Origin of the sequence: Methylomonas methanica (assembly GCF_001644035.1) — a bacterium.
GTDB classification, from domain to species: Bacteria; Pseudomonadota; Gammaproteobacteria; order Methylococcales; family Methylomonadaceae; genus Methylomonas; species Methylomonas methanica_A.
In genome coordinates this window covers 1-25,437 of record NZ_LUUG01000044.1, presented here as the reverse complement: position 1 = coordinate 25,437, position 25,437 = coordinate 1, and the positions used below count along the sequence as shown (strand labels likewise).

The window sequence follows — 25,437 nt, the reverse complement described above, 5'->3', positions numbered from 1 at the left end:
GATGCGCTCCAAGGACAGCTCATGATCTCGGAAGACCAACTGGAACAACTTTGTCTAACCTGGTTTCAAGCCATCGGCTATGACTCTGTGAATGGTTATGACATCGCCCCTGATGGCGACCGCCCGGAGCGCGTCGATTACCGCCAAGTGGTGCTCTTTGACCGCTTACTCAGCCAGCTACAAAAAATCAACCCGCATATTCCGCTAGATGTTTTGGAGCGTGTATCCCAGCAAATCGCCAAGCCGGATTCGCCGGTGTTAATCAAAAGCAACCACGTGTTTCATCGCCTGTTATTGGAAGGCGTGAAGGTTGATTTTAAAATCGATGGCGAAGAGAAAACCGATTATGTGGTCTTGCTGGATTTTGCCACGGTGGCCAATAACCAGTTCTTGGTGGTCAATCAATACACGCTTGCCGGCAGCAAAGGCCATCGCCGCCCGGATGTGGTGGTGTTTGTGAATGGCTTGCCGTTGGCGGTGCTGGAGCTGAAGAATCCGGTAGACCTAAACGCCGATATTTGGGCGGCTTATCAGCAGTTGCAAACGTATAAAGACGAAATCAGCGATTTATTCATCTTTAATGAGGCGCTGGTGGTGAGTGATGGTTTACATGCGCGGGTGGGTTCGCTGACCGCCAACAAAGAGCGGTTTTTGCCGTGGCGCACACTGGCGAATGAAGACGACAAGCCGCTGTTTGAATACCGTCTGGAAACCTTGGTGAAGGGCTTTTTTCAGCCGGAATTGTTTTTAGATTATCTGCATTACTTTATTTTGTTTGAGCAGGACGACGGCCAGCTGATTAAAAAGATTGCCGGGTATCATCAGTTTCATGCGGTACGCGAGGCGGTGAAAGCCACAGTCATTGCCGCGCAACAGGTAGGCAACCGTTCAGCCGAGCCCCGCGCCGATTATGCGCAGCGGGTGGTGCCTGGTTCAGGGAAAGCGGGGGTGGTATGGCATACCCAGGGTTCGGGCAAGTCGATTTCGATGGTGTGTTATGCCAGTAAGTTATTGGCGCAACCGGAGATGAATAATCCGACCATCGTGGTGGTGACCGATAGAAATGATCTGGACGGTCAGCTGTTTAATACCTTCAGCATGGCGGTGGAAACGCTGAAACAAACCCCGGTGCAGGCCGGTGATCGCGACGATTTGCGCGAGATGTTGGCCGCACGCCAAGCGGGCGGGATTATTTTTACCACCATCCAAAAATTTGCCTTGCTGGCCGATGAGGCCAGCCATCCGGTATTGAGCCATCGCCATAATATCGTGGTGATTAGCGATGAGGCGCACCGCAGCCAGTATGGCGATAAAGCCAAGTTAAATGCCAAAGGCCAATATACCTTTGGTTATTCCAAGCATTTGCGCGATGCCTTGCCCAGCGCCAGTTTTATCGGCTTTACCGGTACGCCGATTGCCGCGCAAGATAAAGACACGCGCGCGGTCTTTGGCGATTATGTGTCGATTTACGATATTCAGGACGCGGTGGATGATGGCGCGACGGTGCCGATTTATTATGAATCGCGCCTGGCCAAGCTGGACATCAACACGGCGGATATCGAAGCTTTGAATGCGGAAGTGGACGAGGTTATCGAAGACGAAGAGGATATTGCCAGCCGCGAAAATACCAAATCACAATGGGCGGCCTTGGAAAAACTGGTGGGTAGTGCGCCGCGCGTGGAGCAAGTGGCTAAGGATTTGGTGAGCCATTTTGAAACCCGCATTGCCAGCATGCCGGGCAAAGCCATGATTGTGTGTATGAGCCGGGATATTTGTGTGGAGCTGTATAACGCCATTGTGGCGCTGAAGCCGGAATGGCACGATGCCGACCCCAACAAGGGGGCGATCAAAATTGTCATGACCGGTTCGGCTTCCGATCACGCCAAGCTACAGCCGCATATTTACAGCAAAACCACAAAAAAGCTGTTTGAAAAACGTTTTAAAGACTCGAGCGACCCGCTGCAATTGGTGATTGTGCGCGATATGTGGCTGACGGGTTTTGATGCGCCGTGTTGTCATACCATGTACATCGACAAGCCGATGAAAGGCCATAACTTGATGCAGGCAATTGCGCGGGTGAATCGGGTATTTAAAGACAAGCCCGGTGGCTTGGTGGTGGACTATATCGGCATTGCCAGCGAGTTAAAGCAGGCGCTGAAAACCTACACCGATTCCAAAGGCAAAGGCGCCCCGACCCTGGATACCCATGAGGCCTATACGCTGCTACTCGAAAAGCTGGATATTGTGCATGGCATGATGCAGGGCTTTGATTACAGTGCTTTTGCCACCCAAGCTTTGCAGTTATTGCCGGGCGCGATGAATCATATTTTGGGTTTGCAAGGTAGCAATGGCGAGCTGGACGGTAAAAAGCGCTTTTTGGATGTGATGACCGCGCTAAGCAGCGCGTATACCTTGTGCTCTACGCTGGATGAAGTCGAGCCACTGAAAAAGGAAATTGCCTTTCTCAGTGCAGTCAAAGCGGCAATTAGCAAATTTACCACGGTGGACAAGCGCCGCACGGATGAAGAGAAAAATTCGGCGCTGAAACAGATCATCGATAACGCGATTGTGGCCGATGGCGTGGATGATATTTTCAGCTTGGTGGGTTTGGATAAACCCAATATTGGCTTGCTGTCGCCGGAGTTTATGGATGATGTTGCAAAGCTGAAGGAAAAGAATCTGGCGGTGGATTTATTGGAACGTTTGCTGCGCGATGAGGTGAAAGCGCGCATGAAAACCGATCTGGTCTCCGAGAAAAAATACTCTGAGCGCATTCTGGAGTCTTTGCGCAAATACCATAACCGCGCGATAGAAACGGCGCAGGTGATTGAAGAGTTGATTGCGATTGCCAAAGATATGCAAGCCGATTTGGCGCAAGCTGAAAAGCTGGGTTTGAATCCGGACGAAATCGCCTTTTATCGGGCCTTGATTCAAAATGAATCGGCAGTACGTGAATTGGGTGATAACAACTTAAGAGAGCTAGCCAAATATATTACTGGGCAATTACGTAATAGTACGACGGTCGATTGGGCTAAGCGCGATAGCGTGCGCGCTAGATTGCGGAATCTGGTCAGGCGTGCCCTGAGGAAATGGAAGTATCCACCCGATAAAGCCGATGAAGCGGTTGAGCTGTGTTTAAAACAAGCCGAGGTACTCAGCGAAGCTTGGAGTGCGGGCTAATGATACACCGAACGTACAGTGATTTTATTGATAATAGCATTGTAATAAATCGATGACTTAGATTGATATTTATTTCAAATAGTTAGCGCATAATTTAAGCCTCCCACTTCCCAAAATGAAGAAGCCCAACTGATCTTAGTGGGGCTTTTTTATTGCCTGTTACTATGTGTTCGTGCGCGGTGTTTTGGTCTTGTGGATTTCGGTATCTGGCACTAGTCAACTCGCTCTCGATTTTCGAGTCAACTTGGTGCGAATTTTTGTGAACTCCAACACGCGGTTCGTCCTTTTGGTGCATTTTGCCGCTATTTTGCTTAGGAGGCATTGAGCAATACTGCTGGCGAGAAAATTGCTGACAATTGGCATGTCTCAACTGAAGGCCCATCACAATGTCCGTATCGCTGATTAACTCGTTTCTCGGTCGCTTCAAGCTAAAAAGTAAGTTTACGCTGATTTTTACGCTGATTGTTTTGGCCGGCGTGCTGACTTTGGTCATGCTCGTCGATGCGGGTTTGTCGCTATCCGGGGCGCAATGGTTGGCGATCGGCTCGGCTAATCTGGTTTGGACAGTGGCGTTGTTAGCGCTTTATTCCTCCTTAGCAGCGGGGATTGAGACATTGATTGGCGCACATAGACAGTTACAGCATGGCAACTTGGATATGCGGCTAAGGATTGCCGGCCAGGATGAGCTATCGCAGTTGTATGGTGGATTTAACGAAGCGGCGAGAGCGTTGGGTCGGCGCATGAGCGACGTGCACGCCTCCATTCAAGAAGTGACTTATGCGGCCGACCAACTCAACCAAGGCGCCGGATTCGTCGCTGAAAAGCTCGATAACCAGCGTGAAAGGACCACGATGATGGCGGCGGCCATCGAACAAATGTCGGCCAGTATCATGGGTGTGGCGGGGCAATGCCGGGATGCCGAAAAAATATCGTCGACCACGCAGCAGCTTTCCCGGCAAGGCCATCGCGCCATCGAAAGCTTTATCGCCGATATGAACGCGCTGTTTGGCGAAATTCAGGATCTGGCTCAGCTGATGCGGAATCTGGAATTGCATTCCCAGCAGGTCGCCAGTATTTCGGAAGTGATTAAAGCCATTTCCGATCAGACTAATCTTCTGGCCCTGAATGCGGCGATAGAAGCCGCGCGAGCCGGGGAATACGGTCGCGGTTTTGCCGTGGTGGCCGACGAAGTACGTTCGTTGGCGCAACGGGTGCGACAATCGGCCGAGGAAATAACCGGCACCACCGAAGCCGTCAGGGAGAAAATTTATCTGGCCGTGCAGTCCATCGCCGCCACTCGAGATCAAACGGAACAAGGCATTAACAAAGCCTTCGAGGTTGAGCAATCGCTGGCCGAGATACGACAGTATGCCGATCGAGCCTTAAATAACGTAACGATGATAGCAACCAGCGCCGAACAGCAAACCCAGGTAAGCCGGGAAATCGGCCGCAACATCGAGACGATCGCTCACAGCGTCGAACAAAACAGCAATGCGGCCCAGGAGTCGGCGGAAATAGCCAGGCATTTGGCTAAATTGGCGCAAATCGTCGCCCATTAAGCAAATATAAGAGGAACTTCCATGCCCGATTTCGTTTCGCTATTGTTATTCTTGGTTGCGTTGTTTGCCTGCGCGACAGCGTATATGCTCTATAAAAAACGCCAGACGCGCCTTAATCATTTGCTTGGGCAATTGCATAGTTTGGAAATTACCGGCGGCTTGAAAAAATTATTGACGCAGATACAGCAACATCGAGGCATGGTGAGCGCTTATTTGAACGGCGATCTTAGCTTCAAATACAAGATCGCGGCACTGCAATCCGACATTGATCGGCAGTTCGATCAGCTTTCGGGTCAGTTCAAGCGCTCGCCTGAATCGTTGCAGTCGTGCGCCGACATTCGCGATGCCTGGAAGCAACTGCACCCTTGCGTGCTGCATCTGAGCAAGGAAGACAGTTTTGAACGGCACTGCTTATTGATAGGCGCCGTTCTCAACTTGATCAGGGATACCGCAGAGCACAGTCAATTACACCGGGAAAGTATTTGTCCGTATAGCTTTATAGAAATTCTATGGCATCTGTTGCCGGATACCGCGGAGGCGATAGGTCAGGCGCGTGCCATTGGCACCGGTGTGGCGGCTGCCGGCCACTGTCGGATCACCGACAGGATCAAGCTGGGTTTTCTGATCACGCGCATCCGTCAGGCCGTCGAACGGGTTGAAGCCGGCATGGGCAACGCTAAAATCGCCATGGTCGCCGACAACAGCTTTCAGCTCGCTTCGGCGGCAGTTCATGTTCACATCGCCCATCTGATTAGTCATATCGAGCAAAAACTGCTGACCGCGGATAAGCCGGCGATCGATCCCGCCGCTTTCTTTGAAACGGCCACCGGAACATTAAACAGTGTTTTTACCCTTTATGATCAGGGAGAAGTGATTACAAACCATACCTTGCAAAACCAGCTTACAAGCGCCAGACGCAACGGCAAGCAATCGTTCGCCATGGTGTTGGCAAGCTTGGTTTTTTTAGCGGCTTCGTTGGTTTTGAAGCATGGGGTTTCTTGACTGACTGAGCCAAGACCCATGCTATCGGTGGCGGCAATTTAGGCTTGTGGGAGGCTGTAGAATAAATTGAGGTGCATTAATTCGAACTTGTTTAGTGAGTATTAAAGAGTTTTGCGCATTTTCTCAGGCAAACAATCTTGGCAAAGATAGGTGTCGGCGCGATTGGCTAAGCCGCGTAGGCTAGGCAAACCCCGCTTGTTGCGCTATGGTTAGCCCCGGTTCCGCTGGCCCGAATAACTTTGTACGGCGGGTAGCCCTACATAGCGCTAAGCAATTTCAGTCGTCGCTAACCTAAACATTCAAGTGCATTCCTTTCCAACCTAATGGCTCAACCGCCCGAAAGAACCCGAGCCAAGTGCCTGTGCATAGACATTGAAACCGCCCGGCAGGATAGTTTAAAGCTGCGGGAGATCGGCGCATATCGGCCGGATACCGATGCGCGCTTGCGATTAGCCGGCAAAGCTGCCGATTTGCGGCAAAAGCTGGATCAAATCAGTGAAGGCGCGGCGTTTGTGCTGGGGCATAACGTGATTGCCTTCGATCAACCGGCCTTATCGGTATTACATCCCGATCTGGCTCTGCATCGCTTGCCGCTGGTCGATACGCTGGAATTGTCGCCGGTGGCTTTTCCGCAAAATCCTTATCATCGTCTGGTGAAAGACTACAAACTCTGCACCACCACCCGTAACGATCCGGTCCGCGATGCGGAACTGGCCTACGAATTGTTTCTGGACCAGGCCGAGGCTTTGCGACAGCGGGTGGCGGAGCAGCCCGACGAAGCGCTGTGTCTGCATTTTTTGTTGACGCCGGAAAACGGTAAAGGCGTGGCGAATTTTTTTGCCAGCTTGCGCGCGGCGTTGCGGCCTTCCTTGCCTGATGTGCAAGCTGCCTGGCAACGGGCAACCAACGGCAAGGTGTGCCGCGCCGGACAGCAGCAAATCGTTACTCACTATTTGCCTGATCCAGCTTGGCGTAAATCGTTGGCTTATGTGCTGGCCTGGCTTCGAGTAGCGGGCGGCAATTCGGTGTTGCCGCCCTGGGTGAGTTTGTCCTTCCCGAAAACCCGCGAACTGATTGCTATTTTGCGTGATGTGCCATGCGGCGACGCCGCGTGCGACTGGTGCCGGGAGCAACACGACCTGTCGCAACTGCTGCCACGCTATTTTCCGGGCATCACGCAGTTCAGGCCGACACCGACTACCGAGGATGGCCGGTCCTTGCAACAAGTCATCGTCGAACACGGTTTTGCCGGCACGCCGACCCTGGCGATTTTGCCGACCGGCGGCGGCAAATCCTTGTGTTATCAACTGCCTGCCTTGGCGCGCTTTTATCGCAACGGCAGTCTGACAGTGATTATCTCGCCACTGCAGTCCTTGATGAAGGATCAGGTCGATAACCTCGAAGCACGGGGCATCACCTGCGCCGGTTACATCAATAGCTTGCTGAATCCTTTGGAGCGGCAAGTGATGCTGGATAAGTTGCGGCTGGGTGATTTGGGTTTGATCTTTGTCGCGCCCGAGCAATTTAGAAGTACGGCGTTCGCCAAGGCTTTGCAGCATCGAGAAGTGGGCGCCTGGGTGTTCGACGAGGCGCATTGTTTATCCAAATGGGGGCACGATTTTCGCCCGGATTATTTGTATGTGTCGCGCTTTATCAAGGCTCGGCAAAAGGACAAACCGTCGCCGGTGTTTTGCTTTACGGCTACCGCCAAGCCGGACGTGGTGCAAGATATTGTTGAACATTTTCGCAAGCGCCTGGGTATTACGCTGACGTGTTTGACTGGCGGCGTTAGCAGGGAAAACCTGCTGTATGAAGTGCATGCGGTGCCGGCGCAAGCCAAATACCCGGAAGTGCTGCGCTTGCTGGAGCAAAGTTTGCGGGACGAGGGCGGTGCCATCGTGTTTTGCGCCCGGCAGAAAACCGTGGAAGAAACAGCCGAATTTTTGAAACAGGCCGGGCTGGATTGCGGTTATTTCCACGGCGGCATGCAGCCCGAGCAAAAACGCCAAGTGCAGGATGCCTTTATTGCCGGCGAGCTGCGGGTGATCGCCGCTACCAATGCCTTTGGTATGGGTGTGGATAAAGCCGACGTGCGCTTGGTGATCCATTTGGACACACCGGGTTCGTTGGAAAACTATTTGCAGGAAGCGGGCCGGGCCGGGCGCGATCAAGATCCGGCGCGGTGCGTGTTGCTGTATGACGATGCCGATCTGGATGTGCAGTTTCGCTTGCTGCGTAACTCGCGGCTGACCCAGCACGATATTCTCGCGATTTTAAAAGCGTTGCGTAGCATCGAGCGTAAAGACCGTAGCGAAGGTTCGGTGGTAGTCACCAGCGGCGAAATCCTGCTGGAAATTCCGGACAAGCACGGCATTGATCCCGACGCCGCCGATGCCGACACCAAGGTCCGCATCGCGGTGGCTTGGCTGGAAGAAGCGCGTTTGCTGGAAAGGCAGGAAAATCATACCCGGGTGTTTCCGGGTAGCTTGCAGGTTGCCAGTCTCGAAGAAGCTCAGGTCTTGCTGCAGAAAAAGCTGGGGCCTAATGCGAACATTGAGCCTTATATGGCGCTGTTGTCGCAGTTGTTTTACAGCGAAGATGACGAAGGCATCAGCACCGACGACTTGATGCTGGCGACTGGCAGAAACTCTCACGAAGTGCAGAGCATGTTACGGGAGCTTGACCGCTTTAAACTGGTCTCCAACGATACCGAAATCGGCGTGACGCTGTACCGCGATCCCGACACGGCGGATCGGCTGGCAGACTTGCGCAAGCTGGAAGATGCCTTGATCGCCAGTCTGCGCGAGGCGGCGCCGGACGCGGATAGGGAGCAATGGCAGATTCTGAATGTGCGGCGGCTGTGCGATACCTTGCGCCGCGATGCCGGCGTGGAATTAACGCCGGACAAATTGACCCGCTTGATGAAATCGTTTGCCGAAGCCTTTGGCGATAGTACCAGCCAGCGCGGCTTTTTCGCGTTACGCCCGGCGGGCCAGGATAATCGCTATCTCAAATTGCTGCGCAGCTGGCAGAAGATTGATGACATCCGCAGCAAGCGCATGCGGCTGGCTCAGGCGCTGCTGAATTACTTTCTGACGCAGCGGCAGGGTAATAATCTGCTGGTCACCTGCAAGCAAGGCGATTTAGAAGCCGCCTTGCAAACCGATCTGACCTTGCAGGATCTGGAGGTGCGCGACTGGAATGTGGCGCTGGCGGCGGCGCTGCTTTATTTGGACAGCAACGAAGTATTGCATTTGGCGCGCGGCAAGGCGGTGTTTCGCGCGGCGATGAGTATTCAGCTAAATGCCGAAGCCCGGCGCCGGCAGTTTAAAAAATCCGATTACGCCGAGCTGGCTTTGCATTACAAAGACAAGATTATCCAGGTGCATGTGATGGCGGAATATGCCCGGCTGGCGTTGGGCAAAATTCAGGCGGCGATGGCGTTTATCGTCGATTACTTTGGCATGGACAGACACGAATTCGTGCGCCGCTATTTTGCCGGCCGCCAGGATATTCTGGAAATGGCCACCACCGAAGCCGCGCACCGGCGCATCCTCACCGATTTGCAAAACCCAGAGCAGCAAGCCATCGTCGCCGCACCGCCCGAGGGCAGTCAGTTGGTGCTGGCCGGCCCCGGTTCCGGCAAAACCAAGGTCATCGTGCATCGGGTGGCCTGGTTGCTGCGCGAATGCATGGTGTTGCCGGAAGACATCATGGTGTTGAGCTACAACCGCTTTGCCGCAGTTGAAATTCGCAAACGCTTGTGGGCCTTGATTGGTGCCGATGCCGCCGGCGTGACCGTGCAAACCTTGCATGGGCTGGCGATGCGCTTGACCGGCACCAGTTATGCAGTGGCTGCCGAGCATGGTGAGTCGGTCGATTTTTCAGCAGTAATCAAACATGCCACTGCGCTGCTAAAACAAGCCGAGCAGGGCGACGAGCTGGGGCCGGGCATTCAACGCGACCGCTTGCTGTCTGGCTTGCGTTATTTGCTGGTGGACGAATATCAGGATATCAACGCCGAGCATTACGAGCTAATCAGTGCGTTGGCCGGTAGAGCCATCAATAGCGAGGACGATAAATTGTCCTTGTTGGCGGTGGGTGACGATGATCAAAACATCTATGCTTTTGGCGGCGCGAATGTGCGTTTCATCAAACAGTTTGCCGTGGACTATCAGGCCAAAACTTTCTATCTGATAGAAAATTATCGCTCCACGGCGCATATCATTCATTGCGCGAATCGGGTAATTGCGCCGGTGCGGGAGCGGATGAAAACCCAGCATGCAATCCAAATTAATCACGCCCGCCGCGAGGCAGCGGAGGGCGGCGAATTTGCCGAGCTGGATAGTTTGACTCAAGGTAGAGTGCATATCCTGGAAACACCAGCGGCGTTGGATGGCGAAGTCGAGGTGGCGTTGGCCGAGTTAGTGCGGCTGAACCGGCTGGCGAATTTGGGGGGAACCAGCCACTGGGGCCGCTTTGCGGTGATTGCTAGACATTGGGAAACGCTGGAGCCGATGGCGGAATTGTGCCGCTTGCAAGGCATTCCGGTGCGTTTGCTGCGTGACGATTATCTGCTGAATTTGCATGCCACTAGGGAAGGCCATGGCTTGCTGGCCTTATTGAACAAGCAGCGGCGAAAGGCCCGCAACCCGAGGGTACTATTGCGCTGGGGAGCGTTGTCGCGCTGGTTTAAACGCCGTTATCGGCAGGCTGTCGATGACCTGATCGAACATCCTTATCGAGCCATGCTGGCGCAATTCATCATTGCCTCCGAGGCGGTCGCGCCTGGATGCCAGCAGGTGGTCAGCAATCTTGTCGACGCGCTTTACGAATTCGGTTCTGGCAGCCAATCCGGCGAAAACGATAGCCGGCATGCACCGCTGTTGTTATTGTCGGCGCATCGTGCCAAGGGTTTGGAATTCGATAATGTCCTGATTCTGGATGGCGGCGGCTGGCAGCAAGCCAGCGACGAAGAGCGGCGGCTGTTTTATGTGGCTATGACCCGTGCCCGTAAAACTCTGACTATATCTGCCAGATCCGGTGGGAGGCACGCTTTTGTTCGGGACTGCGAAGCGCTTTGCGTTAAAACGCAACCGCAATACTCATCAGCTTTCCAGCAATTGGGGCAACGTACATGGTTAGCCGATTTGGGGCAAGTCGTGTTGTCCTGGCCCGGCTATTTCTCTGCCGATAAGCCGATTCATCGGGCGATTGCCGCGCTGGACGTGGGTAGCGAGTTGATATTACGGGCCAAAAGCGAGGGACAAGCCGGATGGGAATTAGCGGATTTAAATGGAGTGGCTATCACACGGATGGCGCTGGCCTTTACGCCGCCAAAAGGCGAGATCGTTAAGGTGCTAGTGGCGGCGATTTCGGTTAGGCATAAAACCGCCGGTAATTCCGAAAATCTGCGTTGCGAGCATTGGGAAGTGGTATTGCCGGAAATTCTGTACATGCCGGCTACAAACGTCGGAAAGCCCTAAGTTATTGGTACCGATTTCGTCGTTCCCGCGCAGGCGGGAACCCAGGAAAATCAAAATTCTGGATCCCCGCTTGCGCGGGGATGACGATTAATTCAGCGATTCGGGACGCGCCTCTGACTTAGTTTTTCAGCTTGGCGATCAGCATCTTGTTCACTTCGCCCGGATTGGCCTTGCCTTGGGTTTCTTTCATGATTTGCCCCACCAGCGCCATCAGCGCTTTGTCCTTGCCGGCCCGGTATTGTTCGACCGGCACGGGGTTGGCTGTGATGACTTTATCGACGATGGCTTCTATGGCGCCGGTGTCGGTGATTTGCACCAGGCCTTCTTTTTCGATGATCTCGTCGGCGCTGTCGCTGCCGTTCCAGAGTTTGTCGAAGACCTGTTTGGCGGTTTTGCCGGAAATGGTGTTGTCGGCGATACGTTTGATCAGGCCGGCCAGACGTCCGGCGTTGACTGGGCAATCGCTGATTTCCAAGCCAGCTTTATTCAATGCGCCGAGCACGTCACCGGTCAGCCAGTTGCTGGCCAGCTTGGCTTCGCCGCCGGAGGCTTTGACAACAGTTTCGTAAAAGTCGGCCAGTTCGCGGGATGAGGTCAAGGTGGTGGCGCTTTCGTTATCCAGGGCGTATTGATCAATGAAGCGTTGCTTTTTGGCATCCGGCAATTCCGGCAGTGTGGCGCGGACTTCGTCCTTCAAACTGTCTTCGATCAACACCGGTAACAGGTCGGGGTCGGGGAAGTAACGGTAGTCGTTGGCTTCTTCCTTGCTGCGCATCGAGCGGGTTTCGTCTTTGTTCGCATCGTAAAGCCGAGTTTCCTGGACGACTTTGCCGCCGCCTTCGATCACATCGATTTGCCGCTCGATTTCGTGATTGATGGCTTTTTCGACGAATTTGAAAGAGTTGATATTCTTGATTTCGGCGCGGGTGCCGAATTCTTTTTGCCCTTTCGGGCGGACCGAGACGTTGGCGTCGCAACGGAACGAACCTTCCTGCATATTGCCGTCGCAAATTTCGAGGTATCGCACCAGTTCGTGCAGCTTGCGCATGTAAGCCACTGCCTCCTTGGCCGAGCGCATGTCCGGTTCGGAGACGATTTCCAGCAGCGGTGTACCGGCCCGGTTCAAGTCGATACCGGTCAGGCCATGAAAGTCTTCGTGCAAGGATTTGCCAGCGTCTTCTTCCAGATGGGCGCGGGTGATGCCGATGCGTTTAGTCTCGCCATCAACTTCGATGTCCAGATGGCCGTTGCCGACGATGGGCAGCTCGAACTGGCTGATCTGATAGCCTTTCGGCAAGTCCGGGTAGAAGTAATTCTTGCGGGCGAACACCGAGTGCGGGGCAATTTCCGCATCAATGGCCAAGCCGAAGGTCACAGCCCTGCGCACTGCGTCTTTATTCAGCACCGGCAATACGCCGGGCAAGCCTAAATCCACTGCGCAAGCCTGAGTGTTAGGCTCGGCGCCATAAGCGGTGGCGGCGCCGGAGAATATTTTGGACTTAGTAGACAGTTGGGTGTGGATTTCCAGGCCGATGACGGCTTCCCATTGTGAGTTCATTCTTGGTTCCTTTAAAGCTTATTCGGCAAAAACGTCGTTCAGGTCGATTTGCAAGTCGGGGAATAAATAGGGTGTGGCGATCTCGTCGCCGGGGTGCATGGCGTGTAACTGGTATTTTTCGGTGCTTTGATCGAGTACGAATTGATAAACGGCTTGTTCATAGGGATGCACGGCCCAATATTCGGTGACGCCGTTTTCCTGGTATAAGTCAAATTTCAATCGTAATTCGCGTTTGCTGTTGCCCGGCGAGAGTACTTCTATGATCCAGTCTGGCGAACCGTCGCAGCCTTGTTCGGTGAGCTTGTTTTTGTCGCAAATCACGCATAAGTCGGGCTGTATCACGCTGAAGACGTCCCGATCACTGAGTTTGGATTTGCGGCTATCGTAGAGTTTGACATCAAACGGGGCAAAAAATAATTTGCACGGTTTTTTATGAAAATGCTGGTACAGCCGACCTCCCAGGTTGGTAATCACCGTCTGGTGTTTTACGCTGGGTGAAGGCGACATTGCCATGATCTTGCCCTTGATCAGCTCAACGCTTTCCTGCAGTTGCCAGGTTAGATAATCGGCGTAGCTGTATGTGCCGTTAATATCCAGCTGCGACAATTCGGTGATCTTAGCCATCACTAATCTCCGTTATTCAAAACCTTTAGGAGCTTGTTGATGCCAGTCGGTGACTTGCTGGTAGCGATGGCCGACGTTCAGCAATTTGGCTTCGCTGAAGTAATTGCCGATGACATGCAGGCCGACCGGTTTGCCGTCAATGAAGCCGGCCGGAATCGACATCGCCGGCAGACCGGCCAGGTTGATGGCTATTGTGTAGATGTCTTCCAGATACATTTGAATGGGATCACTGGTTTTTTCGCCTATTTTAAATGCTGTGCTGGGTGTGACGGGGCCCATCAACACGTCGACTTCACTCAACGCGCGTTTGAAGTCGTCGCTGATCAGGCGGCGCACTTGTTGGGCTTTTAAATAATAAGCGTCGTAATAACCGGCCGATAATGCGTAAGTCCCCATCAGAATGCGGCGTTTCACTTCGGCGCCGAAGGCTTCGCCGCGCGAGCGGGTGTAAAGGTCGGTTAGGTCGGCAGGGTTTTTGCAACGGTAACCAAAACGCACTCCATCGTAACGGGACAGATTAGATGAGCATTCGGCGGAGGCGATGACGTAATAGGCGGGAATGGCCAAGTTCAGGTTGGGCATATCCACTTCTTTGACTTCCGCGCCCAGCTTTTGATACTCGGCTATGGCGGCCTGAATGGTGGCAGCCATTTGGCTGTCCAGCTCGGCGCTGAAAAACTGTTTCGGCAGGCCGATTTTCAAGCCTTGCAGGCTGTCGTTCAAACCGGTGCTGTAGTCGGGCACGGCTTGATCGACGCTGGTGGAATCTTTGAGGTCGAAGCCGGCCATGGTTTGCAGCAACAAAGCAGCATCTTCGGCGCTCCGCGCCATCGGTCCGCCTTGGTCCAAACTCGAGGCGTAGGCGATCATGCCGTAACGGGACACACGGCCGTAAGTCGGCTTCAGACCGGTGATGCCGCAAAGCGCGGCCGGTTGGCGAATCGAGCCGCCGGTGTCGGTGCCTGTCACCGCAGGCGCCAGGCGCGCAGCAACTGCCGCCGCCGAGCCGCCGGACGAGCCGCCGGGTACGCAATCGGTTGCCCAGGGGTTGCGTACCGGGCCGTAAAAACTGTTTTCGTTGGACGAACCCATGGCAAATTCGTCCATGTTCAATTTGCCCAGCATCACTGCGCCAGCGCTGTTGAAGTGTTCAACCACGGTTGCGTTGTAGGGGGCGATAAAATTGTCCAACATTTTCGAGCCGCAGCTGGTTTTCGCGCCTAGCGTGCAGAAAATATCTTTTTGGGCGATGGGGATGCCGGCCAACGGTCCGGCGTTGCCGGCAGCAAGCAGTTGATCGGCGGCCTGGGCTTGTTGCAATGCGCTTTCTGCGCTAACGGTGATAAACGCGTTCAGGTCCTGGTGCTGGCTAATGCGGCCCAAGAAGAATTGGGTGAGTTCGACGCTGGAAAATTCTTTACTGCGCAGCCCTGCTGCCAGTTCGCTAAGGTTTTTTTTGTGCATAATCGTCCTTAATCGATGACTTTGGGAACCAGGTACAATCCGGCTTCGGTTTGCGGGGCGATGGTTTGGAAATGGTCGCGCTGATCGGTTTCAGTCACGGCGTCTTCGCGCAGGCGTTGCATTTGGTCCAGCGGATGCGCCATCGGCGTTACGCCGGCGGTGTTTAACCGGCCCATCTGCGTCATTAATTCCAGTACGCTGGATAGGTCTTTTGCATAGTGTTCGACATCTTGTTCAGCAATGCCCAGCCTTGCCAGGTGAGCGATTTTTTTAACGTCATTCGCCGTTAACGACATTCTTCTAACTCCAGGTTTTCTTAGTAAAACTATGATACTTTATATCTTGCTCAAATACCTGCTTGATTGTTAAAGTAGTGGGATTTTCCGTGTGCGCTTAGGGTACTGCATAAAATGTTTAAAAGAATTCGTGGCCTATTTTCCAATGATTTGTCGATCGATTTAGGGACGGCAAATACGTTAATTTATGTTCCAGGCCAGGGAATCGTACTCAACGAGCCTTCCGTGGTGGCGATTAAAGAAGATAAAATTCGCGGCCAAAAAACCATCGCCGCCATCGGTGCCGATGCCAAAAGCATGCTGGGCCGTACGCCCGGCAATATCACCGCAATCCGGCCGCTAAAAGACGGCGTTATCGCCGATTTCGCGGTCACCGAGCGCATGCTGCGATTTTTTATCAAAAAAGTGCATGAAAACAAATTGCTGCGGCCCAGTCCGCGCATTTTGATCTGCGTGCCTTGCGGCTCTACTCAAGTAGAGCGACGCGCGATTCGCGAATCGGCAGCCATGGCCGGCGCCAGAGAAGTGTATTTGATCGAAGAGCCGATGTCGGCTGCTGTAGGTGCCGGTTTGCCGGTGGATACCGCGCATGGTTCCATGGTATTGGATATTGGCGGCGGCACTTCGGAAGTGGCGGTGATTTCCCTGAACGGCATAGTCTATTCGGCGTCGGTTAGAATCGGCGGCGACCGCTTCGACGACGCGATCATCAGCTACGTACGCCGTAATTACGGTACCTTGATCGGCGAAGCGACCGCCGAAAAAATCAAACATCAAATCGGCGCGGCCTATCCCGGCAGCGAAGTCCGGGAAATGCAGGTTACCGGCCGCAATCTGGCCGAGGGCGTGCCGCGCAGTTTCTCGCTGAACAGCAACGAAATTCTGGAAGCCTTGCAAGAGCCGTTATCCGGCATCGTCAGCGCGGTGAAAGTTGCGTTGGAACAAACCCCACCGGAGCTGGGCGCGGATGTGGCCAGTCGCGGTATTGTGTTGACTGGCGGCGGTGCCTTGTTAAAAGATATTGATCGCTTGATTTCCGAGGAAACCGGCCTGCCGGTGTATATTGCCGACGATCCTTTGACTTGCGTGGCCCGAGGCGGTGGCATGGTGTTGGAAATGTTGGATTCTAAAGGTGCTTCGGCGTTTTCTTTGGAATAAGCGCCGCTGCCAAACATCTCTGAAAGGCCGCTGTAACCGCGCAAAGTGGCTACAGCGGCCTTTTCTATGAAATTTATGCCGCTCGGCACATAATATGCCAGTCAGCGGAGGTTGATTGTTCTTGCTTTCGCGTCGATGGGTGCCGGTCTTGCTTGTCGCGTTTTGATTGTTAGAGGTTTGCCATAAAACTCTTATTTGCCAAAGGCCCTTCGCTTAATACCCGTTTACTGGTGGCATTACTGGTATCCATTTCGATGTTAGTGATCGATTACCGTAGTGAACGCCTGGAGCGGTTACGCTCCTTGTTGTCGGTGTTTACCTATCCATTACAGTCGCTTGCCAGCCTGCCGGTCGATTTTTACCAGACGGTTTCCGGAACGGTCATTTCTTTTGTGGAATTGCAAAAAGAAAATCGGCGTTTGAAAGAGGCCCAGTTTGTAAATGACGCGAAATTGCTGAAATTCGCGGCCTTGGAAAAAGAAAACACCCGTCTGCGGATGCTGTTGGAAAATTCCTTTCAGCTTGGCGAGCAGGTGCTGGTCGCTGAGCTGGTTTCGGTAAAACTTGCGCCTTATGAACATACCGTGGTGGTCAACAAAGGCTCGCGTTTTGGTGTACATCCTGAACAACCGGTGTTGGATGCCAATGGCATTGTCGGCCAGGTGGTGAGGGCTTTACCGTCCAGCTCGGAAGTGATGCTGATTACCGATCCGGATCATGCCATACCGGTACAGGTCAACCGCAACGGTTTGCGTACCATTGCTTTCGGTACCGGCCAGCCTAATCGCCTGCATTTGCCGTTTCTAGCCAATAACGCCGACATCGTGCCGGGTGATTTACTGGTTACCTCTGGGCTTGGCGGTGTGTTTCCGGCCGGTTATCCGGTGGCCGTGGTCGATAAGTTTGAAGCCAGACCGGACAAATCCTTTGCCAATATCTACGCCACGCCCAAAGCGGAATTGGATAAAAGCCGCGAGTTTTTGATCGTCTGGAGTCACTCCACGCCGGTCGTGTTAGGGGAACCGGGCAAAGCCCCGGCAGAACCCGAACCCAAGGATGCAGAGAATGTCGCGCCTTGATTTTGCGGCCACCGTTTACTTCTTCGCCACCATAGGAGCGGCGATGGTGCTGCGGGTCATGTCGCTGTTTCCCAGCATGGATGTATTCAATCCGGACTGGATTGTACTGGTGTTGATTTATTGGTCCATTGCCTTGCCCGAACGGTTTGGCGTGTTCAGCGCTTGGTCGATAGGTTTGTTGACCGATGTCTTAACCGGCCGCTTGCTCGGCCAGTACGCCTTAATCTATGCGCTGATTTGCTATTTCAGTATCAACGAGCACCGGCGTTTGCGGCAATTTCCGATGGTGCAGCAATGCGTGTTTGTGTTTTTGTGCTTGTTTGCATCGCAGAGCATTATTTTCGGCACGGAAAGCATGCAAGCTGGCAATCGCCTGCCCCTGGCGTTTTGGTATCCGGTGTTATCCGGTACCTTGGTGTGGCCGCTGGTGTTTGTGGTGCTGCGCTATATTCGGGTAATGGCGCGCATCGTCTAACGGAGCATGGATAGAAAATTCGCCATCAAAGACCCGCTTGCCGAAAGTCGCTTATTTTTAAGCCGCATCGTCGCGGCTTTTATCCTGATCCTGTTTTTGATCGCCGGCCTGGTGGTGCGCTTGGTGTATTTGCAGGTGGTCGGTCACGAGCACTATGCGACATTATCCAAGGATAACCGCATCAAGATTTCGCCGCTGCCGCCAACTCGTGGGGTGATTTATGATCGCAAGGGCCGGATGCTCGCGGAAAATGTGCCGACCTACAGCTTGGAACTGATTCCCGAACAGATCGAAAATATCGACGACACCCTGTTGCGGCTGCAAAAGTTGCTGGACATTTCCGAAGAAAAAATCGATCTTTTTCAAAAGCAGCGCAAGCGCAACAAATCCTTTACCAGCACGCCGTTATTGCAAAACCTCAGTGACGAGGATGTGGCGAAATTCGCAGTAGTCAGGCCGTATTTTCCCGGTGTCGATGTTTATGCGCGCTTAGTGCGGCATTATCCTTATGGTGACTTGGCGTCCCATGTCGTGGGCTATGTGGGGCGGATCAATGAGAAGGAAATGCAAACCTTGCCGCTGGCGAAATATCGGGGTACCAACCACATAGGTAAAACAGGCATTGAGAAAACCTACGAAGAGCATCTGTTAGGTACCGCCGGTTACGAAGAGATAGAAACCAACGCTCAGGCCAGGGCAGTCAATACCGTGGCGACAGTGGAGCCGGTGTCCGGTTCCAACATCTATCTAACCTTGGATATCGATTTACAGAAAATCGCCTACGATGCCTTATCGGAATACAACGGTGCAGCGGTGGCGATTGAAATTAAGACCGGCGGCGTACTGGTGTTCGCCAGCCGGCCCGGTTTCGACCCCAATCCGTTTGTTTCGGGTATTACCGGAAAAGAATACAAGGCCTTGCAGGATTCGCCGGATCAGCCGCTCTATAATCGGGCCTTGCGCGGCCAGTATCCGCCCGGCTCGACCGTCAAACCGTTTCTGGCCTTGGCTGGTCTGGAATACGGCGTCACCGAATTCAACCACCGTTTATTCTGCCCAGGCTATTACAAATTGCCGAATGTCGATCACAAGTATCGCGACTGGAAAAAGGGCGGGCATGGCATGGTCGACATGAACGATGCGATCACCCAGTCCTGCGACGTCTATTTCTACGATCTGGCGCTGGCTCTAGGCATCGATAAGATGCATGCATTTATGGATAAATTCAGTTTCGGTCGGAAAACCGGGATTGATTTGGTCGGTGAAGTTGACGGTTTGATGCCGTCCAAGGATTGGAAAAAACATTACCGCAGTCAGGCCTGGTTTCCCGGCGAAACGCTGATTACCGGAATTGGTCAGGGTTACACCCAGGCCACCCCTTTGCAATTGGCCCATGCCACGGCAACGCTCGCCAGCTATGGCAAAGTGATCACGCCGCATCTGGTGCATAGCATAATCAGCGCCGATTATGCCGACATGATCGGCGGTAAAGCCGATGCCTTGATCCCATTGAAAACGCAAAATGTCGAAAATATCATCAAAGGCATGACCAATGTGGTGCACGGTTCCAGGGGTACCGCCGGCCGCTTGGCCAAGGCCATTACGTATCAAATTGCCGGCAAGACTGGGACAGCGCAAGTGTTTACCATCAAGCAGGAAGAGAAATACAACGAGGACGCCATCGACTTTAAAATGCGCGATCATGCTTTATTCATAGCTTTTGCCCCGGTGCACGATCCGCAAATCGCGGTGGCTATCATCGCCGAGCACGGCGGTCACGGCGGCTCGGTGGCGGCGCCGATTGCCGGCGAAATTATCGATGCCTATCTGAATCAGAAAAAGGATGCTCAGCCATGAGAACCGAAATGCGCAACGAACAATTCCAGCCACCGTCGCTGCTAGGAAATTTGCTCAGAAAGCTGCATATCGACATTCCGCTGTTCATCGGCTTGTTACTGATCTGCGCCACCAGTTTTGTGATTTTATACAGTGCCGGCGGCCAGGAACTGCCCCTGCTGATTCGGCACGCCACCCGTATGGGTTTCGCCATTTTACTGATGATCGTGTTGGCGCATATCAACCCGCGCCGCTTCCAAACTTTTTCAGTGGCCCTGTTCAGCGTGTGTGTGTTGCTGCTATTGGCGGTAGCGGTGATGGGGCAGATCAGTATGGGCGCTCAGCGTTGGCTGGATCTTGGGTTTTTTCGTTTTCAGCCTTCCGAATTTACCAAAATCAGCGCGCCGATGATGGTGGCCTGGTATTTGTCGGAGCGCGCCTTGCCGCCCAAACCCAAGCATGTGTTGGGCGCGGCGACTCTGTTGATTGTGCCGGTTTTGCTGATCGCAAAACAGCCGGATTTGGGGACCTCGCTATTGGTTGCCAGCTCCGGGGCGGCGGTATTGTTCTTTGCCGGCTTATCCTGGTGGTTCATGCTGGGCATTGTGGCTTTACTGGCGTCTTTGACGCCGGTTTTGTGGCATTTCATGCGCGATTATCAGCGCAATAGAGTATTGACGTTTATGAATCCGGAAGCCGATCCGATGGGTGCCGGTTACCATATCATCCAGTCGAAAATCGCTATCGGTTCCGGCGGCATCAACGGCAAGGGCTGGCTGGGCAGTAGTCAGGCGGAACTGGATTTTTTACCGGAAAGCTCTACGGACTTTATCTTTGCGGTGTTTGCCGAGGAGTTTGGCCTGTTCGGCTGCGTCGGTCTGCTGGTTTTGTATCTGCTGGTCATCAGCCGGTGTTTTTATATCGCCGTGCAAGCGCAGGATACCTATTCGCGCCTGTTAGCCGGTAGTTTGGCGTTTACTTTTTTTGTCTATGTATTTGTGAATATCGGCATGGTGATCGGCGTATTGCCGGTGGTCGGCGTGCCGTTGCCGCTAGTGAGTTACGGCGGCACCTCAATGGTGACCTTGATGGCCGGCTTTGGCATTCTGATGTCCATTCATACGCACCGTAAATTACTACCCGTTTAATTGGTCTATGCACATGAAAATGAAACTATCCGCCTGGCTGTTAGCTGCCACCCTAGTTGGCGCGGGCTCGGCGTCCGCTGAGGTCGCCGAAACCGACAGCTTCAAACAATTTATTCATAACCTGGTCAAGCAACAGCATTTCAACGAAGCGGAATTGCGCAACCTGTTCAAGGCTGTGCAAATCCAACAGCCCATTCTGGATGCGATGTCCAAACCGGCGGAAGGCAAGCCCTGGTTTCAGTACCGCGAGATATTCATGACCGAAGCGCGCATCGCCGGCGGCGTGCAGTTTTGGAAAGATAACGAAGCAGCCTTGAAAGCCGTGGAAAGTCAATACGGCGTGCCGGCGGAAATCATCATCGCCATTATCGGTGTGGAAACCAAATACGGCGCGCATACCGGCAAATACCGGGTGATCGACGCGCTGGCGACCTTGGGTTTTGCCTATCCGCCGCGTAGCGAGTTCTTCTTGAAAGAGTTGGAACAATTCCTGGTGTTAGCCCGCGAAGAACATATGGATCCCCTGCAACCCATGGGCTCGTACGCCGGCGCGATGGGTTTGCCGCAATTCATGCCCAGCAGTTTTCGCGGCTATGCCAAGGATTTTGATCTGGACGGCAAAAGGAATATCTGGACCAATAGCGCCGACGCCATAGCCAGTGTGGCAAACTATTTCGTCCGCAACCAATGGCAACCCGGCGGGGCTGTGGCTTACCCGGTCACTGCGCGCGGCGACGCTTATCGGCAAGCGCTAGGCAAGGGCGTTAAACCCGATACTAATGTCGGCGAATTGCGCCGCTTAGGGGTGGATGTCCCGACACAATTAGCCGCCAGCGAAACGGTCAAACTGCTGGCTTACCAGCAACAAGTGGGAGAAGACTTATGGGTGGGGCTGCATAACTTCTATGTGATTACCCGCTACAACCACAGCCCGCTTTACGCGATGGCTGTCTATCAACTAAGCCAAGCCATTGCCGCCCGTAAGGCTTCTTAAGCATGACTGCCATTGATGGACTATTCTTGTCCGGCACTAGCAAAAGCAAACTTGCTAGCGCTTATATCTGACTTTACAGGGCCGATACTGTCGCTCCTGTTTCACCTGGCAGCCGGCCTATGCAATTTGATTCGTTTTTATTTCTGATTTTTTGGCTAGTCGTTTTAGCTCTGCATTACTCGATAAGCAATTGGCGAGCGCAAAAAATTGTTTTGCTAATAGCCAGCTACCTGTTCTATGCGGCCTGGAATCCACCGTTCGTGGTGTTGCTGTGGATTTCCACCACAGTGGATTTTTTTCTGGCCAAAACCATGGCGGCCGCGAAAAACCAGGAACGCCGCAAAGGCTTGCTGACGATTAGTTTGTTGGTGAATCTGGGGTTTCTGGGGTTTTTCAAGTACGCGGATTTCTTGAATCAAAGTTTTGCCGCCGTGCTCGGATTGACGGGGATCAATTATCAACCGCTGCCTTTGGGCATCGTGTTGCCAATAGGTATTTCCTTTTATACCTTCCAGACCTTGTCCTACACGCTGGACGTTTATCAACGCAAAACGCCCGCCGAAACCAGTTTTCTGGATTTTTCCTTGTTCGTGACGTTTTTTCCACAGCTGGTGGCCGGGCCGATTGTCCGCGCACCGCAGTTTTTGCCCCAGTGTAAAACCCCGCAAAAAGCCAGCAGCGAACAATTTATTTGGGGACTGACGCTGTTTTTATTTGGAATATTCGCCAAGGCCATTTTGGCAGACACTGCCCTGGCACCGGTAGTCGATCAGATTTACGCGACGCCCGGCGCGTTTCCAGGTTTGGATGTCTGGTTGGGGGTGCTGGCGTTTTCCGGGCAAATCTTTTTCGATTTTGCCGGTTATTCCTTATGCGCAATCGGTGCCGCGCTGACCTTGGGCTTTAGCTTGCCGGATAATTTTCATTGCCCTTACGGCGCGCTGGGCTTCTCGGATTTCTGGAAGCGCTGGCATATTTCGCTGTCCAGTTGGCTGCGGGATTATCTGTATTTTAGTTTGGGCGGTAGCCGGGGCAAGCCGATCAGGACCGCGTTTAATTTAGTGTTGGTGATGATTTTGGGTGGATTGTGGCACGGCGCGGCCTGGACCTTTGCGGTCTGGGGCTGTTTGCACGGCTTGTTTCTGATCATTGAACACGGCATCAAACAAATCACGGCTTATCGTCCAACAGGGCTGGCGCCAAAATTGGTTTTGATCTTGCTGACATTTGTAATCGTGTCGTTGACCTGGATTCCGTTTCGCGCGCAAGGTTTCGACAATTTAGCGGCAATAGTAGAGGCGCTGACCAATACGACCGGCAGTAGCGAATTAGCCATGCTCAGCAGGATTGTAGTCGTGGCGGTAATGACTACAACACTGATTTGGCACATGGCTAGTCGGGAAATCAGGCTTGAACAACGATTCGATAATTTCTCATCCATGGTCAAAACCAGCGTCATCGCCTTGTTGATGGTTTGTGTGGGTATTTTTTCTACGGGTGACAGTCGTGCATTCATCTACTTCCAATTCTAGTGATCGCTTGCCACGGCAAGACCTTAAACAGAGCTTTTTGATTGGCACGTTAATAGGGGTGCTTTTATTAACGGTCGTCGAGCTGAGGTTACGGCAAATCGGCTTTCAACCCACGGTGCAGGACAGCAAGGAATTATGGGCCACCGAGCGTAGCAAAGCCGTTTTGTTGGGCAAGCAGGCGTTGATTTTAGTCGGCGACTCGCGGATGCAACTGGATGTGGACCTGGATGTGTTGGCTGCCACAACCGGTTTGACACCGGTACAGCTGGCGATAGACGGTTCGGAGTTTTTACCGGTGTTGGCTGATTTAGCCGCTGATGAGAGTATCACCGGCACCGTGCTGGTGTCCGGCGATGTCTGGAAGTTGGTAGAAAAGCAGCATACCGACCGGGCTAACGAATGGATAGATTTTTATCACCGGGAATACCAAGCCTTGGTGGCGCCCAAACTCGAAACGCTATTGAAAAGCCAAGTGCAACAATGGTCCGCGTTATACGCTAGCGGCATGCCGGCCAGCGACCTGCTGATACGCTTGATCACGCCTGGCAAGGTTAGGCCGCTTTATCTCAGCACTAAACCCAATCGGCAACGCGATGCCGATTATCAATTGGTCGAACAACCGATGTTTTATATTCAGCGGGTGTTACGCAACCTTGGGCAAACGGTCGATCTCGCTAAAGTGGCTTCGCAAGCCGATTTCGAACGCTTGGTGATCGACGCCTTGCAACAATCGGCTCCGACCCATTATGCACCGGAGCAGTTTTTCTACGTCAATCGCCTAAGCAACCGGATTCTGGAGCGGGGCGGCAAAATCGCCTTTATCAATTTCCCGATGACGGGATTGATTTTCGCTATCGATGAGCACCGTAGCCCGCGCCAATTCGGTTGGGATGTATTCGCCGCCCATAGCCGAGCAATTACTTTTAATTCTCAGGATTATCCGGCTTTAAACTTTGCATTGCCGGATGGCTCGCATTTGGATGTGCGAGATAAGCAGGCTTTTACCGAACAGCTGGTTTCGGGATTGAAAGCCAAAGCGGTTTTTTGAATTCGGTACTGGGAAAAAACGATGAATCAGACACTATTTATTGTAGGTATTTGGTTCGGGCGGAGTTTGTGGAAGCCTATTTCTGTTGGGTTCTCCGGTAGGTTAAGTGCTCCCATGGTACAAGAGAAGCAGGGGGTATTTACTAGATCGCTACATGGCTTGGATTCGGTCTTCCAGGCTCAGGTCGCAAACCAACCTTTCGAGTATCGTCGTTGTTGGGCAGGGAAAAGGCCATCATTTTTAGATTGTTTATTCTATTTTTTTGAGGCCTCAAAATCGTTGGGCGGTAACTGCTTCTGAGTTTTCGCTGGCCTGCTAAAACTCAGAAGGGATAAGCTGTGGTAAGCCCATAACCATTCCCAATATGCCGCACCTCTGTGTCGCCGAACTCCTGCTGCTCCGCCGTCGCCTAATCCGACTCATCCTTAGCGACATTGTCGAAGCCGCGTCGTTACTGCACGGTGAGGAACAATTTGTACACGGCGATCGGGTATCAAGGCTTGGACAAACGTTCTGAGATGCCCAGCGAAAGCGCCCCGGTCTGCGTGATTGCGATGCGTCCGGGCAAATTGGCCCAGTTAACCCAAGACGATTGCGAGCAGGCCCAGTTACTGCGCCAGGCTGCCCGCGAACTAGCCAGCCGCCGCGCTAAGGTCGAGCACGTGTTTCGGGATATCAAAATTCGTTTTGGTTATGCCAAGAATCGCTATCGCGGCTTGGCCAAAAACGCGGCGCGTTTGACATTCCTGACGGCGATTGCCAACGTGCTGCGCGGTGACGCTTATGAACGTCGGAGTCTGATTACGTCCGAAATTTGAAAATAGACCCGGAAACGGGCGAGTTCTTCGCGAACAACCAATGGTTTGATCAAAAACCGAGCGAATATTGAAATTTTTTACTCACTTTGACAGTGAATGCCGTTAAAAATGGTTGTTTTTCGGAGGTTCCTTAGGGCTTTAGTTGACAGGATTGAGTATTTCCTGAATCCGTGACTCCAC

17 protein-coding genes are annotated in these 25,437 nt (G+C 53.1%); 13 read left to right on the top strand and 4 right to left on the bottom strand.

What is annotated here, in order from left to right:
- Positions 1–21: 21 nt before the first annotated feature.
- The 4 genes from A1332_RS02170 (at position 22) to A1332_RS02150 (ending at position 11,227) form a co-directional block, all read left to right on the top strand.
- Complete coding sequence (locus tag A1332_RS02170; RefSeq protein WP_064006938.1) at positions 22–3,180, top strand: type I restriction endonuclease subunit R; 3,159 nt, start codon at positions 22–24, stop codon at positions 3,178–3,180.
- Positions 3,181–3,566: 386 nt separating this feature from the next.
- On the top strand, positions 3,567–4,739 hold the full coding sequence (locus tag A1332_RS02160; RefSeq protein WP_064006936.1) for a methyl-accepting chemotaxis protein: 1,173 nt from the start codon (positions 3,567–3,569) through the stop codon (positions 4,737–4,739).
- A gap of 21 nt (positions 4,740–4,760) precedes the next feature.
- Complete coding sequence (locus A1332_RS02155) at positions 4,761–5,741, top strand: nitrate- and nitrite sensing domain-containing protein (protein ID WP_064006935.1); 981 nt, start codon at positions 4,761–4,763, stop codon at positions 5,739–5,741.
- A gap of 323 nt (positions 5,742–6,064) precedes the next feature.
- Complete coding sequence (locus A1332_RS02150; RefSeq protein WP_064006934.1) at positions 6,065–11,227, top strand: RecQ family ATP-dependent DNA helicase; 5,163 nt, start codon at positions 6,065–6,067, stop codon at positions 11,225–11,227.
- Between the two features lie 118 nt (positions 11,228–11,345).
- Here A1332_RS02150 and gatB read toward each other — a convergent pair whose 3' ends face one another.
- Genes gatB through gatC form a run of 4 tightly spaced genes read right to left on the bottom strand, consistent with a single transcriptional unit; the run spans position 11,346 to position 15,169 of the window.
- Positions 11,346–12,785, bottom strand: a complete 1,440-nt coding sequence (gene gatB / locus A1332_RS02145) for an Asp-tRNA(Asn)/Glu-tRNA(Gln) amidotransferase subunit GatB (protein WP_064006933.1) — start codon at positions 12,783–12,785, stop codon at positions 11,346–11,348.
- Positions 12,786–12,803: 18 nt separating this feature from the next.
- Positions 12,804–13,409 carry a Uma2 family endonuclease gene (locus A1332_RS02140; RefSeq protein WP_064006932.1) on the bottom strand — a complete coding sequence of 202 codons (606 nt, stop codon included), beginning with the start codon at positions 13,407–13,409 and terminating at the stop codon, positions 12,804–12,806.
- Between the two features lie 12 nt (positions 13,410–13,421).
- A complete protein-coding gene (gene gatA / locus A1332_RS02135) occupies positions 13,422–14,873 on the bottom strand; it encodes an Asp-tRNA(Asn)/Glu-tRNA(Gln) amidotransferase subunit GatA (RefSeq protein WP_064006931.1) in 1,452 nt (483 codons plus the stop codon).
- 8 nt (positions 14,874–14,881) lie between these two features.
- Positions 14,882–15,169, bottom strand: coding sequence for an Asp-tRNA(Asn)/Glu-tRNA(Gln) amidotransferase subunit GatC (gatC, locus tag A1332_RS02130; protein ID WP_064006930.1), 288 nt, complete (start codon positions 15,167–15,169; stop codon positions 14,882–14,884).
- 114 nt (positions 15,170–15,283) lie between these two features.
- On the opposite strand from gatC, the gene A1332_RS02125 reads away from it, so the two are divergent.
- The 9 genes from A1332_RS02125 to A1332_RS02085 all read left to right on the top strand — a co-directional run bounded on the left by A1332_RS02125 (position 15,284) and on the right by A1332_RS02085 (position 25,257).
- Positions 15,284–16,327 carry a rod shape-determining protein gene (locus A1332_RS02125; protein ID WP_020484718.1) on the top strand — a complete coding sequence of 348 codons (1,044 nt, stop codon included), beginning with the start codon at positions 15,284–15,286 and terminating at the stop codon, positions 16,325–16,327.
- Between the two features lie 182 nt (positions 16,328–16,509).
- Positions 16,510–17,406 (top strand): rod shape-determining protein MreC, encoded by an 897-nt coding sequence (mreC, locus tag A1332_RS02120; protein ID WP_064006929.1) that lies wholly within the window; start codon positions 16,510–16,512, stop codon positions 17,404–17,406.
- Entirely contained in the window at positions 17,393–17,881 is a 489-nt protein-coding gene (gene mreD, locus A1332_RS02115; protein ID WP_082879488.1) for a rod shape-determining protein MreD, read from the top strand. The genes mreC and mreD overlap by 14 nt, the downstream gene beginning before the upstream one ends.
- A gap of 6 nt (positions 17,882–17,887) precedes the next feature.
- Entirely contained in the window at positions 17,888–19,738 is a 1,851-nt protein-coding gene (gene mrdA / locus A1332_RS02110) for a penicillin-binding protein 2 (protein ID WP_064006927.1), read from the top strand.
- Complete coding sequence (gene rodA, locus A1332_RS02105) at positions 19,735–20,865, top strand: rod shape-determining protein RodA (RefSeq protein ID WP_064006926.1); 1,131 nt, start codon at positions 19,735–19,737, stop codon at positions 20,863–20,865. Before mrdA ends, rodA begins: the two co-directional genes overlap by 4 nt.
- 13 nt (positions 20,866–20,878) lie before the next feature.
- The gene (gene mltB / locus A1332_RS02100) at positions 20,879–21,859 is read left to right on the top strand and encodes a lytic murein transglycosylase B (protein ID WP_331709863.1); all 981 of its coding nucleotides are present in this window, start codon (positions 20,879–20,881) and stop codon (positions 21,857–21,859) included.
- 119 nt (positions 21,860–21,978) lie between these two features.
- A complete protein-coding gene (locus A1332_RS02095) occupies positions 21,979–23,391 on the top strand; it encodes an MBOAT family O-acyltransferase (RefSeq protein WP_064006924.1) in 1,413 nt (470 codons plus the stop codon).
- 58 nt (positions 23,392–23,449) lie between these two features.
- Positions 23,450–24,439, top strand: coding sequence for a hypothetical protein (locus A1332_RS02090; protein ID WP_064006923.1), 990 nt, complete (start codon positions 23,450–23,452; stop codon positions 24,437–24,439).
- 500 nt (positions 24,440–24,939) lie between these two features.
- Positions 24,940–25,257, top strand: a complete 318-nt coding sequence (locus A1332_RS02085; protein ID WP_231890186.1) for a transposase — start codon at positions 24,940–24,942, stop codon at positions 25,255–25,257.
- Positions 25,258–25,437 lie beyond the last annotated feature (180 nt).